The 17,081-nt window shown below is 32.8% G+C and carries 14 protein-coding genes and 3 pseudogenes; 6 read left to right on the forward strand and 11 right to left on the reverse strand.

The window, feature by feature from the left end:
- Position 1: 1 nt before the first annotated feature.
- From ACYQ19_RS00455 to ACYQ19_RS00465, 3 genes are read left to right on the forward strand one after another with little or no spacing between them, the layout of a single operon-like run.
- A complete protein-coding gene (locus ACYQ19_RS00455) occupies positions 2 to 1,384 on the forward strand; it encodes an FAD-binding oxidoreductase (RefSeq protein WP_459977272.1) in 1,383 nt (460 codons plus the stop codon).
- Positions 1,385 to 1,415: 31 nt separating this feature from the next.
- Positions 1,416 to 2,168 (forward strand): exodeoxyribonuclease III, encoded by a 753-nt coding sequence (gene xth, locus ACYQ19_RS00460; protein WP_459977273.1) that lies wholly within the window; start codon positions 1,416 to 1,418, stop codon positions 2,166 to 2,168.
- 7 nt (positions 2,169 to 2,175) lie between these two features.
- Entirely contained in the window at positions 2,176 to 2,769 is a 594-nt protein-coding gene (locus tag ACYQ19_RS00465; protein ID WP_459977275.1) for a DedA family protein, read from the forward strand.
- Here the strand turns inward: ACYQ19_RS00465 and ACYQ19_RS00470 are convergent.
- From ACYQ19_RS00470 to ACYQ19_RS00480, 3 genes are read right to left on the reverse strand one after another with little or no spacing between them, the layout of a single operon-like run.
- Complete coding sequence (locus ACYQ19_RS00470; RefSeq protein ID WP_459977277.1) at positions 2,753 to 3,793, reverse strand: GGDEF domain-containing protein; 1,041 nt, start codon at positions 3,791 to 3,793, stop codon at positions 2,753 to 2,755. The genes ACYQ19_RS00465 and ACYQ19_RS00470 overlap by 17 nt on opposite strands.
- A 3-nt stretch (positions 3,794 to 3,796) precedes the next feature.
- Positions 3,797 to 4,078, reverse strand: a complete 282-nt coding sequence (locus ACYQ19_RS00475) for a Dabb family protein (protein WP_459977279.1) — start codon at positions 4,076 to 4,078, stop codon at positions 3,797 to 3,799.
- The gene (locus tag ACYQ19_RS00480; protein ID WP_459977281.1) at positions 4,075 to 5,241 is read right to left on the reverse strand and encodes a pyridoxal phosphate-dependent aminotransferase; all 1,167 of its coding nucleotides are present in this window, start codon (positions 5,239 to 5,241) and stop codon (positions 4,075 to 4,077) included. Before ACYQ19_RS00480 ends, ACYQ19_RS00475 begins: the two co-directional genes overlap by 4 nt.
- 85 nt (positions 5,242 to 5,326) lie before the next feature.
- Here ACYQ19_RS00480 and ppk2 point away from each other — a divergent pair, with 85 nt between their 5' ends.
- The 3 genes and pseudogenes from ppk2 to ACYQ19_RS00495 form a co-directional block, all read left to right on the forward strand.
- A complete protein-coding gene (ppk2, locus tag ACYQ19_RS00485) occupies positions 5,327 to 6,235 on the forward strand; it encodes a polyphosphate kinase 2 (RefSeq protein ID WP_459977283.1) in 909 nt (302 codons plus the stop codon).
- Positions 6,236 to 6,441: 206 nt separating this feature from the next.
- A pseudogene (locus ACYQ19_RS00490) lies at positions 6,442 to 6,963 on the forward strand (nitrate- and nitrite sensing domain-containing protein); the annotation flags it as partial.
- 1,266 nt (positions 6,964 to 8,229) lie between these two features.
- Positions 8,230 to 8,640, forward strand: a pseudogene (locus tag ACYQ19_RS00495) (methyl-accepting chemotaxis protein); the annotation flags it as partial.
- Between the two features lie 2 nt (positions 8,641 to 8,642).
- Here ACYQ19_RS00495 and cysE read toward each other — a convergent pair.
- The 8 genes and pseudogenes from cysE to ACYQ19_RS00535 form a co-directional block, all read right to left on the reverse strand.
- Positions 8,643 to 9,344, reverse strand: coding sequence for a serine O-acetyltransferase (cysE, locus tag ACYQ19_RS00500; RefSeq protein WP_459977285.1), 702 nt, complete (start codon positions 9,342 to 9,344; stop codon positions 8,643 to 8,645).
- On the reverse strand, positions 9,322 to 9,903 hold the full coding sequence (gene tmk / locus ACYQ19_RS00505) for a dTMP kinase (protein WP_459977287.1): 582 nt from the start codon (positions 9,901 to 9,903) through the stop codon (positions 9,322 to 9,324). The genes cysE and tmk overlap by 23 nt, the downstream gene beginning before the upstream one ends.
- Entirely contained in the window at positions 9,903 to 10,367 is a 465-nt protein-coding gene (coaD, locus tag ACYQ19_RS00510) for a pantetheine-phosphate adenylyltransferase (protein WP_459977288.1), read from the reverse strand. Before coaD ends, tmk begins: the two co-directional genes overlap by 1 nt.
- A pseudogene (locus ACYQ19_RS00515) lies at positions 10,367 to 10,885 on the reverse strand (UbiX family flavin prenyltransferase); the annotation flags it as partial. The pseudogene ACYQ19_RS00515 and the gene coaD, both read right to left, overlap by 1 nt.
- 10 nt (positions 10,886 to 10,895) lie before the next feature.
- Positions 10,896 to 11,492, reverse strand: coding sequence for a flagellar basal body P-ring formation chaperone FlgA (gene flgA / locus ACYQ19_RS00520; RefSeq protein ID WP_459977291.1), 597 nt, complete (start codon positions 11,490 to 11,492; stop codon positions 10,896 to 10,898).
- Positions 11,493 to 11,504: 12 nt separating this feature from the next.
- Complete coding sequence (lon, locus tag ACYQ19_RS00525) at positions 11,505 to 13,829, reverse strand: endopeptidase La (RefSeq protein WP_459977293.1); 2,325 nt, start codon at positions 13,827 to 13,829, stop codon at positions 11,505 to 11,507.
- Positions 13,830 to 13,838: 9 nt separating this feature from the next.
- Positions 13,839 to 14,465 carry an outer membrane protein assembly factor BamD gene (bamD, locus tag ACYQ19_RS00530; protein ID WP_459977295.1) on the reverse strand — a complete coding sequence of 209 codons (627 nt, stop codon included), beginning with the start codon at positions 14,463 to 14,465 and terminating at the stop codon, positions 13,839 to 13,841.
- Positions 14,458 to 17,034 carry a valine--tRNA ligase gene (locus ACYQ19_RS00535; protein WP_459977297.1) on the reverse strand — a complete coding sequence of 859 codons (2,577 nt, stop codon included), beginning with the start codon at positions 17,032 to 17,034 and terminating at the stop codon, positions 14,458 to 14,460. Before ACYQ19_RS00535 ends, bamD begins: the two co-directional genes overlap by 8 nt.
- Positions 17,035 to 17,081: the final 47 nt, after the last annotated feature.

Genomic DNA, 17,081 nt, shown 5'->3' on the forward strand with positions numbered 1-17,081 from the left:
AATGATAGATTTAAAACATATAGAGGCTTTGAAAAAAATAGTAGGTGAAGAAGACGTCAAAATTGATAAACCGCATTTAAGAGCATACTCATACGATGCGACAAAAGAACATTACGAGCCTGATGCGGTTGTGTTTCCGGCTGACGAAGAAGAGGTGAGTAAAGTATTAAAATACTGCAACGACAATAAAATAGCAATAGTCCCAAGAGGCGCCGGAAGCGGATTTACGGGCGGGGCTCTTCCGGTAAACGGGGGAATTGTTCTTGCGCTTGAAAAATATATGAATAAAATTCTTGAAATAGACGAAAAAGACATGGTGGCCGTAGTGCAGCCGGGTGTAATTAACGCTGATTTGCAAAAGGCTGTTGAAGCAAAAGGACTTTTCTATCCGCCTGATCCTGCAAGTATGGATTATTCTACAATCGGCGGGAATGTAAGTGAAAACGCAGGTGGGATGAGAGCCGCGAAATACGGACTTACAAAAGATTACGTAATGAGTCTCAAAGCTGTATTGCCAAATGGGGACATTATAAGAGCCGGAAAAAGAACTATTAAGGATGTGGCCGGATACAATGTGGCGGGTATATTGATAGCAAGTGAAGGGACGCTTGCGGTTATTACAGAAATAACATTAAAACTTCTTCCAAAACCGAAACTTAAAAAAACATATATGGGTATCTTTGAAAACGTAGAGCAGGCAATGAATGCGGTTTATAAATCACTGGCCGGCGGCGCTATGCCTGTTGCAATGGAATTTATGGACGCTCTTGTGGTAAAGGCTCTGAGGGAAAAACTGGGCGTTAATCTGCCTGATTGGGCAGGTGCTTTGCTTGTAGGTGATGTTGACGGAAACGTGGAAGAAGAGATTGATTACCAACTTTCAATACTTGAGCGTAGTTTTAAAGAAGAGGGAGCAAAAGAATTTAGAATCGCTAAAAATGAAGAAGAGGCAAATGAAATCTGGTATGCGAGAAGAAACGCATCGCCTTCCATTACTATGTATGGAAGTAAAAAAATAAACGAAGACATATCCGTTCCAAGAAGTAAACTTCCGGAAGCTCTTAACGGAATTTATGCCATTGCGGAAAAATACAATGTATTGGCACCTTGTTTTGGCCATGCCGGGGATGGAAACATTCACGTAAACGTAATGGTGGACGGAAATAATGAGGATGAGTTGAAAAGGGGATATGAAGCGGTAGAAGAGATCTTTAAACTTGTAGTTGACCTTGGAGGAACGCTTAGCGGTGAGCATGGCATAGGTATTAGTAAAGCACCTTTTATGAAGCTGGCTTTTAGCGAAGCGGAACTAAATTTATTTAGAAAAATAAAACAGGCATTTGATCCCAACGGAATACTGAATCCCGGAAAAATGGGACTTTAGTAATGGAAAATGAAAAATGGAGAATTGAAAGTTGAGAATATGCACTTTTAATGTAAATTCAATAAGAAGCAGGCTCGAAATTGTTCAAAGTTTAGTGAAAGAGTATGAAATTGACATATTATGCATGCAGGAAATTAAGGTTGAAGAAGAAAAGTTTCCTAAAATAGATGATGAATTTGAGTGTGTAATTCACGGACAAAAAAAATTAAACGGCGTTGCTATATGTTCTAAGCTTCCTATTGAAAAATACCAAAAAGGTTTTGAAGGTGAACTTGAGGAAGCGAGATTTATTTATTCATTAATTGACGATATACATATCATAAACGTATATGTTCCTTTAGGTGATAATTATGGTGAAAGATTTGAATATAAAATCTATTTTTATAACAAGCTTTTTGAGTTTTTAAAGCAATTTGATATGAAGAATGATAAAGTTGTATTATGCGGGGATATGAACGTAGCTTACAGCGATTTGGATGTATGGGACCCTGAAATTTGGGAGGGCGAAGTTACTTTTCTTCCGGAAGAAAAGGCTATGATTAACAATATTTTAAGTATGGGATTTATAGATATTATAAGAGAATTCCATAAAAACGAAAGAGTTTATACATTTTACGATTACAGAGGTGCAAAAGTTTATAAAAATGAAGGAATGAGGCTTGATTATGTGTTTTTATCACCTCAATTGGCAAAAGAGGTAAAAAACGTTGAAATTTTAACCTCAATAAGAAGAAAAAGAAAGCCAACACCTTCGGATCATGTGCCGGTAATCGTAGAAATATGAGGTGAATATGTTTAATGAAGCAGTGCATTTTTTAGTTGATTTTTGTAATTCAATTGGTTATTTAGGTGTCTATTTTTACATGCTTTTAGTTGGAACTTTTATACCTGTTCCCAGTGAACTTGTTTTACTGCCGGCTGGTTATTTGGCAGCGGTAGGTGAAAAAAACTTGCTAATGTTATGGATTGCGGGTTCTTTAGGATCATTGACGGGTGCATTGATTAATTATTTCCTGGCAAAATATCTGGTAAACAGACTTTTGAAAGATAAGCCTATAATTGAAAAAGTAAATATTTTTTGGGCAAGACATGGAAAAATATCTGCATTCTTAGCGCCGCTGACACCCGGGCTTGGCCAGTATATATCAATACCTGCAGGACTTTCACATATGCCTCTTCGTTGGTTTATTCCTTTAACATACGCCGCTAATCTTATATGGGTCGGGTTTATGTTGATGATAGGATATATTTTCGGAGCAGGAGAGGATGCACATAAAGAGGTTGTTTATGGAAGTTTGATACTTTTTGGCGGTGTTATTGTTATAGCAAGTATATATGTATTTTTTGATTTAAAAAAGCAGAAAAAACTTACTGAGAAACAATAACTTTATCTTTACCTGTTCTTTTTGCTCTATATACTGCTTCATCAACTCTTTCTATAAATGAAAACAATCCTTCACCTTGATATGTTCCAACACCCATACTTACAGTTACAGGTTTGGATTTTATTTGTATTTTTTTCTTAATACTTTGTCTAAGTCTTTCGGCAATTTGAAATGCTTCGTAAAGTTCCGTTTCAGGTAATAAAATTACAATTTCTTCTCCTCCGTATCTAAAAGCAAGGTCAGTATTTCTTAACATATGCATAATATGTCTTGACAAATTGACAAGTATCTCATCACCTTTTTGATGTCCGTAAGTATCATTTATTTTTTTGAAATTATCAATGTCTAAAAATATAATGGAAAAGGGTCTTTTGTATCTTTCATATAAATCAATGAAATAATTAAAGTTTTCAATAAAATGGCGTCTATTGTATAATTTTGTAAGAGGATCAACGATTTTTTCTTTTTCTAGACCTTTTTTTATCATAAAATAAACAAAAAATATTATAGATAAAATTAAAATAGCGGTAATAAGAGTAATAACTGATACTTTTTTAAGAAGTTTATTATTTTTATATTCAGATACCTGTGCCGCAAAGTTTGTAAGCTTATCAGCTTCATCCCAGCATTCTTCACTTAATATGAGTATTGCATCGTGGCTATCTTCATTTTTTAATTGATTCCATGAAGTTTTAACTCTATTATATAAATATAAAAAATGAGATTGTTTTTCTTTAGGAAAATATCCTTTTTTTGATAATTCATCAATTATATTAAAATCATTTTCTATTTGGGCTTTGACGGAGTCAGCTGAAATGTTTTCAAGTTTAAGTTTTGCATATCTTTGGATAGAACCTCTTATTTGTCCTAGTTTATTCACTAAAAACGCATCTTTATAAATAGAAGTTTTTAAAGATTTTGTAAGTAAATACCCGTTGAATAAGGTAATACCCAATATCAGTAACAATAATACTAGTATTGGTGATGATACTGCTACGCCTTTTTTTCTTAATTTAATTAGCATTATTTATACCTTAAAGTCTACCACTTTCCTTTCAATAATATATGGTTTGATAAACGCAATTACATCCAAATGGTCTGGATGATTTGCGTATATTTCTAAGTCATTTAAATTTTTAACTTCCGTTATTACACAAAAATCGGAAGAAGTTGGATCAAAGTTAATATCCAAGCCAACTTCTATATGTTTAATTTCAGGAATTTTATTTTTTAAATTTTCAATTTTTTCTTTAAATGTTTCAAGTGGAGCGTTTTCTTTTGTTTTGAAAATTACAACGTGTTTGATCATTTAAGACCTTTTACAAATTCTTCTATTCTTTTAATTCCTTCTTTTATCGTTTCAAGATCTGTAGCAAAAGAGAATCTGAAATATCCTTCACTTCCAAAACCAATACCCGGAACAACAGCTACACCTTTTTCTTCAAGTAATGTTAAAGCAAATGCCATTGATTCAGCCATAATGTTTTTATGATTTACATAAATATAAAAAGCACCTTGCGGTTTTGCCGCACTGAGACCCGGAATGTTGTTAAATGCCTCATATACATAGTCTCTTCTTTTTTTAAATTCTTTTCTCATCATTTCTACGTCCGCATCAGCTTTTCCAAGAAGAGCAGGAATTGCTGCTTTTTGAGTGATAGAATTAATGTTTGAAGTCATTTGAGATTGCAACTTAATCATTGCTTTAATAAGTTCTTTGTTTTTGCTTGCGAGATATCCAAATCTCCATCCAGTCATTGCGTGTGATTTGCTAAGTCCATTTACAGTTATAGTTCTTTGAAGCATATCATCATTAATACTTGCAGTGGCACAAAATTCACCTTCGTAAATCAGTTTTTCATACATTTCGTCACTTACAACCCATATGTTTGTGTCTTTCAAAACTTCGGCAAGGGCTGTCAATTCTTCTTTTGAATAAACAGCGCCAGTTGGATTGCTTGGACTAGTAAGAATAATCATTTTTGTTTTTGATGTTATATATTTTTTAAGCATATCAGGAGTTAATTTAAAATTAGTCTCTTCAGTTGTTTCAATAGCAACCGGTTTTCCGTCATGATATTTTACAAGTTCCGGATATGTTACCCAATAAGGCGCAGGAATTATTACTTCATCACCTTCTTCTATTAAACAAGCCATGATATTAAATAGTGATTGTTTCGCACCATTACTTACAATTATTTCGTCTTTTGAATAGTCTAAATTATTATCTCTTTTTAATTTTATTCTAATAGCTTCCAAAACTTCAGGAATTCCAGCAACTGCGGTATATTTAGTAAAACCTTCGTTAATTGCTTTAATTGCTTCTTCTTTAATGATTTTAGGAGTATCAAAGTCCGGCTCACCAGCACTAAATGCTAAAATGTCTCTACCCGCTGCTTTAAGATCTCTTGCTTTTTGAGAAATTGCGATTGTTAAAGAGGGTGATAATTTTTCTATTCTTTTACTAAACATAATTATCCCTTATATTTTTATCATAATTATATAATATTTTTTAAAAATTGCCGATTTATTTATAAGAATAATACAAAGGAATTAAATGAAAACATTGTTTGAAACAATTAAAGAATTAAAAAATGAAATTAATAACGAAGAATTAATAAAAAAGCTTGATTTTTTGGAAGATGCGTTTAGAAAGTTGCGGACTAAAACGGGATTAAAAGGTTTGGTTAGGAAAAAGAAACTTAGGAAAGTTTTAAGGGATGTAGAATATGAAGAAGAGTTAATTAGACTTCAAATTGAACTTATTAAGCTTCAAAACTGGGTATTTGAAAATAAAAAAAGAGTAATGATTATTTACGAAGGTAGAGATGCTGCTGGAAAAGGTGGGGCTATTAAAAGGTTTACCGAACATCTTAATCCTAGAAAATATAGAGTTGTTGCACTTCCAAAACCCACAGAAGTAGAAACGGGTCAGTTTTATTTTCAAAGGTATTTTAAACATCTGCCTGATCCGGGAGAAATAGTTTTTTTTGACAGAAGCTGGTATAACAGGGCAATTGTTGAACCGGTATTTGGTTTTTGCACACCAGAACAATATGAAAAATTTATGATGGAAGTTCCGGAAATAGAACATGCATTAATTGATGACGGAATTATAATGATTAAATTTTGGTTTAGTATTTCTAAAGAAACACAAAGAAAAAGATTTGAAGAGAGAATGAAAAACCCACTTAAACAATGGAAGCTTTCCCCTGTGGATAAAAAAGCTCAGGAAATGTGGGATCAAATTACTTATTACAAAGAAGAGATGTTTAGCAGAACTCATACGAGTTATTCTCCTTGGATTATTGTTAATTCAAATGATAAAAAAACAGCTAGACTTGAAAGTATAAGATATGTGCTTTCACAAATTCCTTATGAAGGAAAAAAAGAAGCTAAAGTATCTCTTCATCCTGATCCAGATGTTGTTCAGAGATATCATAGAAAGAATTTACAATTAGATTAAAAAATATTTTTTTTATGATAATATTTTAATCAAAAAAGGGTAAGTTTATGTTTAAAAATTTGAGTATCAAAAAGAAATTACTTATTGCTGTAGGTGTGCCATTAGTTTTTATGATTTTATTTGCGAGCTATTTAATATATTCGCAATTTTCTATTTTAAATACACAAAAAACATATCAAAAAATAGTGAACTTAACTGTTAATTATATGTCCGATGCTTTGGTTGAGCTTCAAAAAGAAAGAGGTTTAAGCACTGCTTATATTGCCAATAATGGTAAAAAGTTTAAATCTGAGCTTCAATCACAAAGACTTTTAACAGATAAGAAAATTAAAAAATTAAAAGAGTTTATTAACAAAATTAATTTAAAAAAACTTGATAAACATATAAATAAAAATTATCAAGAAGCTTTTATGCTTGTAAACAAACTTCCGATAATAAGAAAGCAGGTTGACGATTTAAAAATTAATGTTTTGGATGAAATTAAATATTATTCAGATATAAATAAAAAAATGCTTGAAACAAAAGATGAAGTTACAAAATATTATGTAAATGAAAAATTAAGTGATGAACTGAATAAATTTTTTAAAATTTTACAACTAACAGAAAATGCAGGTAAAGAAAGAGCTTATATTGCATATATGTTAAGCACGGGAGATTTAAATCAAAATATATTGACTGCATGGAATTCTACAATAGTGAACCAGCAAAATCTTCTTGATGAATTATCTGATGTATCAAAAGAAACTGATTATTTAACACAAAAAGTTAATAAAATCAGAAAAGAGTTCCAGTTAATACCTTTAAAGCTTTCAATAATTTCTAAAATGAAAGATATTGTTGGTTACGGAGGTTTGATACATAATTTTAAAAACTATGTATTAAGAGGAAAAGAAAAATATGAAGCAAAAGTAAACAAATTTTACGATCAATTAATAAATGAAATCAATGAATACAAAAAGCTTAATATTTCAGATGAAGAAAAAGAGCAACTTCAAAAAATTTATGATGTGTTTACAAAATATCATAACGGGCTTCCAAAAGTTGTAGAAGCATATAATGAAGGAATGAGCATAAAAGAGCTTGATAAAATTGTAAAAGTAAACGATTCACCTGCTATTAATGCATTCAAAGTTTTAAGTAATAGCAAACATATAAATAAAATTACTGTTTCAGAATGGATAAAAATTTCGACAGAACGTATAAATAAATTTAAACAATTAGCTGACAGAATAGGAAAAGAACTTATAAACGACATAAATTCTGTAATTAAAAGCACTTATCAATTTATTGTAATAATAAGTGTTTTAACGTTGGTAATAGTGATTTTTGTTTTATTTTTAGGTATTTCTATTTCTAAAAACTTAGTTGATTCTGTAGAAACGCTTAAAAATGGATTATTAGAATTTTTCAATTTCTTAAATAGAAAAACGCAAGAAGCTAAAAAAATTGAAATTGAAAGCAATGATGAGTTAGGTGTTATGGCCAAATTGATTAATGAAAATATTTCAAAAATCGAAGAAAATCTTATTCAAGATGCTAATATGATTAATGGTTTGGTTAGAGAAGTTGAAAAAATGAAAAGAGGAGTTTTAGAAGGAAGAGTATTTGAAACTGCAGCAAATCCAGAATTAGAAAAAGTAAGAGTATTGTTTAATGAAATGCAAGACGCATTAGAAAAAATTGTGGGAGTTGATATTAATAAAACAGTTAATGTTTTAGATAGTGCTATGCATAAAGATTTTACAAAGAGAATACAAAATGCAATAGGTAAAGTTGAAGTAGCAGTAAATAGCGTAATAGATACTATTGCAGAAATTTTAAACATCAATAAAGAAAATGGTGAGTTATTAACTCTTAAATCAAATGAGTTAAAAGAAAAAATGAATTTACTTAAAGAAGTGGCTAAAACTTCTTCAGAAGAACTTGCAAATTTATCAAATGTTATGCAACATTTAAATAATGAAATAATTGATATTTCAAATCAAACAAAAGCCGTAGTCGATCAATCTCATGATATTAAAAATGTAGTTGGTATTATCCAGGAAATAGCAGATCAGACAAATTTATTGGCATTAAATGCAGCTATTGAAGCAGCTCGTGCAGGAGAACATGGAAGAGGTTTTGCGGTTGTTGCAGATGAAGTAAGAAAACTTGCAGAAAAAACGCAAAAATCATTAAGTGAAATTGATGCCAATATTAATATACTTACTCAGTCTATTACAAATATTGGTGAGGCAATAATCAAACAAACTGATTCAATTTCAAATGCGACTTCTAAAATAGAAGAAGTTAATAGAAAAACTCAAGAAATGGAAAGTTTAGTGAGTGATGTGGATGTTGTTGCTGAAGAAGTAGATGAAATGGCGGATAAAATGCTTAAAAATGTAGAACAAAATAAATTTTAAAGTTATCTATTTTTTAAAGCTTCCAAATAATCTCTATATTTTTTCTCTATTTCCTCGTCTTTTTCTATTATGTTTTTGTCATTGTTTATTACCGCATCTTCCAATACTTTGATTCTATCCATTAAATATTCAAAAAGTTCTTTTTCAATATCAGGCAGTTTATCATGGCCAAGAGGTGAATAATCTTTCCTTTTAATTACTTTTCCCGGAATACCAACAACGGTGGAATATGGAGGAACGTCTTTTACAACTACTGAATTCGCACCGATTTTACTGCCTTTTCCGATTGTAATGTTTCCGAGTATTTTTGCACCTGCACCTATCGTAACGTCATCTTCTATGGTCGGGTGTCTTTTGCCGGGATTTAGGCTAACCCCGCCAAGAGTTACGCCCTGGTAAATCGTTACGTTATTGCCTATTATTGCGGTTTCACCTATTACCACACCTATGCCGTGATCTATGAATACATTTTCGCCTATCGTAGCGCCTGGGTGTATATCCATATTGGTAATAAACTGATTAATTGACATTATAAATCTTGCTGTTCTTTTAAAGCCGGCTTTGTAAATTTTGTTTGCAATTCTGTAATTAACAAGTGCCCATATTCCTGGATATGCGTATAACAGCTCTATTTTGTTTTTAAACGCAGGGTCTCTGTCTTTAACGGCTGCAAAATCTTTTTTAATCAATTTCCATATACTCACCGATCACCTTTTTGATTCTGAAATTAATTTCTTCAATAGAATTTGAAGCGTCAAGCAGCAGATAAGGTATTTCAAGCCTGTTGCATACTTCGATCATATTGTCTTGAATGTTTAAAAGATAATCAATTCCTCTTTTTTCGATATTGTCGTTTGATTTTTGTGAAAGTCTGTAATTTAGGGTTGCTTTATCGAGTTTTAAAATGATCACATATTCCGGAAATATACTCTCAGTAGCAAATTTGTTTAAATTTACCAGCATATTGAAATCAAAAAATTCCATAGCATATGCAATGCCGCTTACAACGCTTCTGTCGGTCAAAATATTTTTATTAAGGTTTGGCTTTACAACTTTTTCTATTGTTTCGGCCCTGTCTGCAAGGAATAAAAAAAGTTCCGCTTTTTTTGAAATATCGTCATTAAAAATTATGTTTCTTATTTTCTGCCCGAAATCCGTAAAACCCGGCTCTTTAATAAACAAAATATCGTTAAATTCCTTTTTTAGCAGTTCAATCTGGGTTGATTTTCCGGCCGTGTCTATTCCTTCAATCGCAATATACATTATAAATCCTTAATTATTGTTTCCGGCACCAAATGAGATACATTGCCTTTGTATTTTAAAATACTTCTTACAACACTTGAAGATATAAAAGCATTTTCAAGATTTGGCATCAGATAAATGGTATCTATTTCGCTGTCTAAACTTTTATTCGCATACCCCATCTGAAGTTCGTATTCAAAATCACTGACAGCCCTTAAACCTCTTATTATTATTTTGCACTCTTTTTCCCTCGCAAAATCAACAAGCAGAGAATTGAAACTTTCTACTTCGATTTTTGGAAGGTCTTTTGTTGCTTTTTTCATAAATTCAACTCTTTTTTCAAGACTGAACATCGTTTTTTTGTCTTTATTGTCTGCTACCGCTACAATTATTTTATCAAACATTTTACAAGCTCTTTTTATTATGTCCAGATGTCCGTTTGTTACGGGATCAAAAGTTCCGGGATATATGGCTTTTGTATACACTATGTCCACCTTTTAAAAAGATTGTTTTCAATTCCGGCTAAATCAAACCATTTTCCGATTAAAAACATTTCAATCTCTTCTATGTTTTTCGGTTCATTATAATACCCGAATACCGGGGGTGCAATTATAACATTTTGCAGTTTTGATAATTTTAACATATGTTCTAAGTAAATTTCACTAAAAGGCATTTCCCTCGGGGCAATTATCAGCTTTTTTTTCTCTTTAATCGCCACCTGGGCGCTTCTTGTTATTAAATTGTCCGCAATACCCAAAGCTATTTTGGCAAGCGTATTCATACTGCAGGGCACAATAAATGTAACGTCAATACCAAAGCTTCCGCTCGCAGGCGGTGCGGATATGTCATCGTTAATAAAAATTTTTTCTTCTTTTTCAAAAACTATTTTTGCATTTTCGCTTAACACCAAAAACCTCTCATATTCGGCAGGAATCAGATTATAAAGTTTAAGTCCCAATTTTACGCCGCTTGCACCGCTTATACATACTAATATTTTCATTTCTTCCTTTCTTTTATTTAATAATCACTTCAGCGTTTTCATTTACTTTGCCTGTGTATGTTTTCGAATTAATTTTTACTTTAATCATCTCATTTATATTCGCATCGTTTAAAGCCGTGCCTTTTGAATAAATTTCTATGTTTTCATCTTTAAAAATCACACTGACGCTTTCTCCTTTTAATATCAACGGCTTTATTTTGGTGTTGGATTCATTAATAACGGCATTTTTTGAAATGATTTTGGAAGCTATTAAATTATCGGGGATGTTGGTTAATGGTTTGGAATAAAAACTTCTGAAATTTATTGATTTTTCTATTACATTGGGTTTAATTAATTCATTTACTCGGATTACTTTTTGAGCTATAAACACCTTTATTTTTGCATTAATGGTGTAAAAATAATATTTGCCGTCAATTATAAGAGTGGAAGAGGGGAGTTTGTAATTGGCCAGTTTGAAATCTATTTTTTTATAATGCTTCGGAAAAGGTTTGTTGGTTTTAATGGAAAAAATTTCAATGCTCGGGTAGTGCTTTTTGTAAAACTTTATTATTTCTTCATTTACCGAAGCAAAAAGAAAAAAAGGAAAGAAAATAATAAATAATTTTTTCATTTTTAACTTTCATTAAATTAATGCGTGATTTAATACATCTTCTATTCTTTTAACAGGAATTATTTCCAAACCTTTAATTACTTCTTCAGGTATATCGTCCAAATCTCTTTCGTAATTTTTCTGAGGGATAAGAACTTTTTTAATTTTTGCTTTATATGCCGCAATTAATTTTTCTTTTAATCCGCCTATCGGTAACACGTCTCCGCTTAAAGTAATTTCACCGGTCATTGCTACATCGGCTTTTACTTTTCTTTCGCTGAAAAGGCTTGCTATTGCCGTAGCCATCGTAATACCTGCACTCGGTCCGTCTTTTGGTATAGCGCCTTCAGGGACGTGTATGTGAACATTGTATTTTGCGTATACAGGTTCTTTTGAACGCTCTTTAATATTTATCTTTTTAGTGTCAATAAGAACTTTAATTAATGTGTAGGCAATGTGTGCACTCTCTTTCATAACGTCACCTAGCTGTCCGGTTAATATAACCTGACCTCTGCCTCTGTATTTTACGGCTTCGACTTTTAGCACGTCACCTCCTACAGGTGTCCATGCAAGGCCGTTTACTACGCCGATTTTATCTTTTTTTTCTATGCTTTCAATTCCGTAATAACCTTTTTCAAGAAAATCTTCAAGGTTTTTAATGCTGATTCTTACTTTTTCTTTACCTTTTATAATTTCAAGGGCGGCTTTTCTCATTATTTTAGCTATTACTCTTCTTAAATTTCTAACCCCCGCTTCTTTTGTGTATTTGTCTATTATTTCAATTAAAGCTTTGTCGGAAATGGAAACTTCACTTTTTTTAAGAGAGTGTTTTTTCATTTCCTGTGGGATCAAATATCTTTTTGCAATTTCAAATTTTTCCTGAGGCGTATAGCTTCCGACAAATATCATTTCCATTCTGTCTTTAAGAGGTGCGGGAATGGTGCTTGGGTCGTTTGCCGTTGCTATAAATAGCACTTTGCTTAAATCAAGGTCAAAATTCAGATATAAATCCCTGAATTCTTTATTTTGTTCAGGGTCGAGTATTTCAAGTAAAACAGCAGTCGGGTCGCCTCTGTATCTTGCAATTTTGTCTATTTCATCAAGAACCATTACAGGGTTCATCTCTTTTGCGTTTATTATTCCCTGTGCTATGCGTCCCGGCATCGCACCGATATATGTTCTTCTGTGACCTCTTAATTCATTTACGTCTTCAAGTCCGCCAAGAGCGATTCTTACTAGTTTTCTGTCGAGTGATTTTGCAATGGAATTTGCAAGGGATGTCTTTCCGACACCCGGAGGTCCTACAAAACAAAGTATCGCACCGCTGAATTCCTGGTTTCTTTTTTTAGCAAGTTCTTTTGCCGCAAAATATTCAACGATTCTCTCTTTTGGTTTTTTAAGTCCGTAATGGTCTTTGTCAAGTCTTTGTTGGAGTTCATCTATGCTGAACTCTTCTTTTGCGTATTTTCCAAAAGGTATCTCAAGTGCCCATTCTATATAGTTTTGTGTAGTAGTGGCTTCTGCGCTGTCTGGATGCATTCTTGAGAGTCTGTCTATTTGCTTTTTGATTTCTTTGTATGCATTTTCCGGCATATGAGGTTTGAGCTCTTCTAATTTTTCATAATATTCTTTGATTTCTTCTTCAAGCTCGTTTGTGATTCCAAGCTCTTGTTGAATAAGTTTTAACTGCTGTTTAAGAAGATGTTCTCTGTTTGCTTCCTGGACTTGTTCCATTACTTTTTTTGAAAGCTCGTTTTTGAGTTTAATGGCTTCGATCTCTTCCAAAATAAAGTGTATAAGTTTAATCAGTCTTTCATGTGTATCTGTTTCTTTAAAAAGCTCATATCCTTTTTCAACGGGCAGTTTCAATGAACTTGCTATTATGTCAATAATTCTGTCAGCATCTGAATTATTATCAATAATTTTTATAAAATCTTTTGGAAAAAACGGACTTAATTCGCTTAAGGTAATTATATGCTCTTTTAACGTTTCAAGAAGTGCGCTAATCTCTTTTTGATCCGCTTTTGTATGGGATTCCACTTTATCAATTAAAGCCAGGGTAGGGTTTTTGTCAGTGATTTCAAGTATTTTACCCCTTGCAAGCCCTTGAAATAAAATTTTCACCCTGCCTTCCGGAAGTGTTACTTTTCTGATTATTGTTCCTATTGTTCCGTATGTTCCGACTTCGTCGTTTATGGAAACAAAAAGTAAGGAATGGTCGTTAATTGCTTTTTGAACGGCAATAATATCGTTTTTATCTTCCAAAAATATAGGAATTATCATAAACGGATAAATTAATTCTTTTTCTTTAAGCACCGGAATGATGCTTGGCAACTCGCTGTAATTTTCTAATGTCAACTTTTCTCCTTACCAATAAAATAATTTTTTATACCATGGGATAACCGGTGGTTTAGAATTGTTTGGAATTTTTGTTTCATAAAGTTTTGAAGCTTTAGGTTTATCCAATTTTTTATATAGTTTACTTATTTTAGCATTTAAATATTTGTTTGTCAATTCCGCCTTTGCAAGGATAGTGGAAACCTCAGGTGCAAAATTTGAATTTGGGTATTTTTTAAGATAATTATCGCACATTGTGATTATGTTTAAAATCATTTTCTGATTTGTATAAGGATTATCATATTTTAGATAATTCATTTTAATTTTTTGATACTCAATCCATGGAATTTCATCTATTGAAGAAAATCTTTTTTCATATTCATTCAGATAAAACAGAGCCAAATCATACTCTTTATTTTGTTGATGAGCTAAAAAAAGGCTTAAAAGATCAGTTTTAACATAAATGGATGCTGGGTGTTCGGCTTCAAGGGAAATAAAATCCTCATCAGCCTGGTCAAGGTTTGAATTTTGAATGTCTTTATGGATTTTATAATGCCAGCTGAGCGCTGTGAGGTTTTCTGAATGAGTTACTTCGTTTTTGGACGAGCAACCCATAAAAATTATTAAAGGAATAAATAGTAGTGTTTTTTTAATCATTTAATTTCCTTAATTCATCTTCCACTTTTTGAAGTTTCTCTTTGTATTCATCAAGTTCTTTTCTGTTTTTTTCAACCACTTCCTGTGGTGCACGTTCTACAAAGTTTTTGTTTGATAGTTTTTTTTCAAGTTTTTCTATCTCTTTAGTCAGTTTGTCTTTTTGTTTTGTAAGTCTTTCAATAAGAGGTGTAATGTCCACTTCTTCTTTACTAACCATTGTTTCAAGGTTGTCGCTTATGTCTCTTATTGCGTTTGGAATCTGGGTTTTAACAAACTCCACGTCATTTACACGGGCCAATTTTTTAATAAATTCTTTTGAAAGTTCCGGAAGATTAGCCAAAACATACGCTTTTTTAATCTCTTTTGCACCTGTTAGAGCTTTGATTCTTCTAAGTGATATGATCGCCTCAATAATCAAATCAAAGTCTGCAGGTTTGTCCACTTCTTTAACCTCAGGGAAATCTTTTAACATAATAGAATTGTTTTCAACATCCGTAAGTGAGAGCTCCTGATATAAAAATTCCGTAATAAACGGCATAAACGGATGGAGAAGTTTCATAGCCTCTTTAAATATGCTTCCAAGTTCTGCAATTGAATCTTTGCTTACTTTGCTGAGCTCAATACCCCAGTCGCAGAAATCCTGCCACAAAAATCTGTAAAGCGTCATGGCAGCGTCGTTAAATCTGTATTCGTCAAGTTCGCGTCTAACATTGTTAATAGCATTATTTAATTTAAACAGCATCCATTTTCCAAGGTCTGTTTTAATGTCGATATTATCAAGGTCTTCAAATTTTTCCTGATGCATTTTTAAAAATCTTGCGGCATTGTATAGTTTATTTGTAAAGTTTCTGCTCTCAACAAGTTTTGCTTCGCTGAGTTTTATATCCCTTCCCTGAACGGCAAGTATCGCAAGGGTGAATCTTAACGCATCAGCCGAATATTTTTCGATCATTTCGAGCGGATCAATTACGTTTCCTTTTGATTTGGACATTTTTTGACCGTGTTCATCTCGAACCAAAGCATGAAGATAAACATCTCTAAACGGAACGTCTTTTAGGAAATGCGTTCCCATCATCATCATTCTCGCAACCCAGAAAAAGAGAATATCAAACCCTGTAATCAATAAATCATTTGGATAAAATCTTTCTAAATCTTCAGGGTTCCATTTTTCGCCTTTACCCCATTCGCCGTTTTCCCATCCAAGCGTTGAAAAAGGCCATAAAGCCGAGCTGAACCACGTATCAAGCACGTCAGGGTCCTGATGGAAATTTTTGCTTTTACATTTTGGACATTCTGTCGGTTCTTCCACACTTGCCCACTCATGCCCGCATTCGTCGCAGTAATATACAGGAATCTGATGACCCCACCAAAGCTGTCTTGAGATACACCAGTCTCTAAGTTCCCTCATCCATGCGTCATAATTATTTTTCCATTGTTTCGGATGAAACTTCACGTCTCCTCTGTTTGCCGCTTCAATTGCGGGGATTGCAACTTCCTTTTTCAAAAACCACTGAGTAGAAACATACGGCTCGATTACGCTTTTACATCTGTAGCAGTGTCCGACCTGATGGGTGTGCTCTTCGATTTTTTCGATGAATCCGTTTTCTTCTAATTTTTTGATAATCTCTTCTCTGGCTTCTATTCTGTCTTTTCCTTTAAATTCAAGCGCGTGCTCGTTTAAAATACCTTTTTCGTCGAATACTTTTATAAGTTCGAGATTGTGTCTAAGTCCAACTTCATAGTCGTTAGGGTCGTGTGCAGGTGTAACTTTTACGCATCCCGTTCCGAATTCCATATCTACGTATTCATCCGCAATAATAGGAATTTCCCTGTTTACAAGCGGAAGTATTACTTTTTTGCCTATTAAGTGTTTGTATCTTTCATCTTCCGGATTTACCATAACGGCAGTATCACCGAAATAAGTTTCCGGTCTTGTTGTTGCTACCACAACAAATTCATCGCTGTCTTTAATAGGGTATTTAATGTAAACAAGTTTTCCTTGATGCGTGTCGTATTCGACTTCTATATCACTGAGCGCCCCGTCTTTTGGACACCAGTTAACCATATAATTGCCTTTTACGATAAGGCCTTCATCATAAAGCTTTTTAAAAGCGACTCTTACGGCTCTTTGAAGCCCTTCATCCATCGTAAATCTCTCTCTGGACCATGCAGGTGAAGCACCGAGGTGTCTAAGCTGTTTTGTAATTGTTCCACCGCTGAATTCTTTCCATTCCCATACTCTTTTTAAAAACTCCTCACGCCCTAAATCTTCTTTAGTTTTTCCTTCTGCGAGTATCTGTTTTTCTACTACGTTTTGCGTTGCAATTCCGGCGTGATCCGTTCCCGGCTGCCAAAGTGTTGCATATCCGTCCATTCTTTTGTATCTGACCATTATGTCTTGAAGTGTAAATGTAAGAGCATGCCCGATATGTAAACTTCCTGTAACGTTAGGAGGCGGCATTACAATGCAGAAGTTTTTCTTTTTTGAATAATCTACCTCAAAAAAACCTTTATTTTCCCATAAATTATAATATTTCTGTTCTATTTCGTGAGGATTGTATTCTTTCATAAAAAAATCCTTTTTTCGTGCAATTATATCTAATTTAATAAATGGTG

It is taken from the genome of Nautilia lithotrophica (assembly GCF_054656815.1).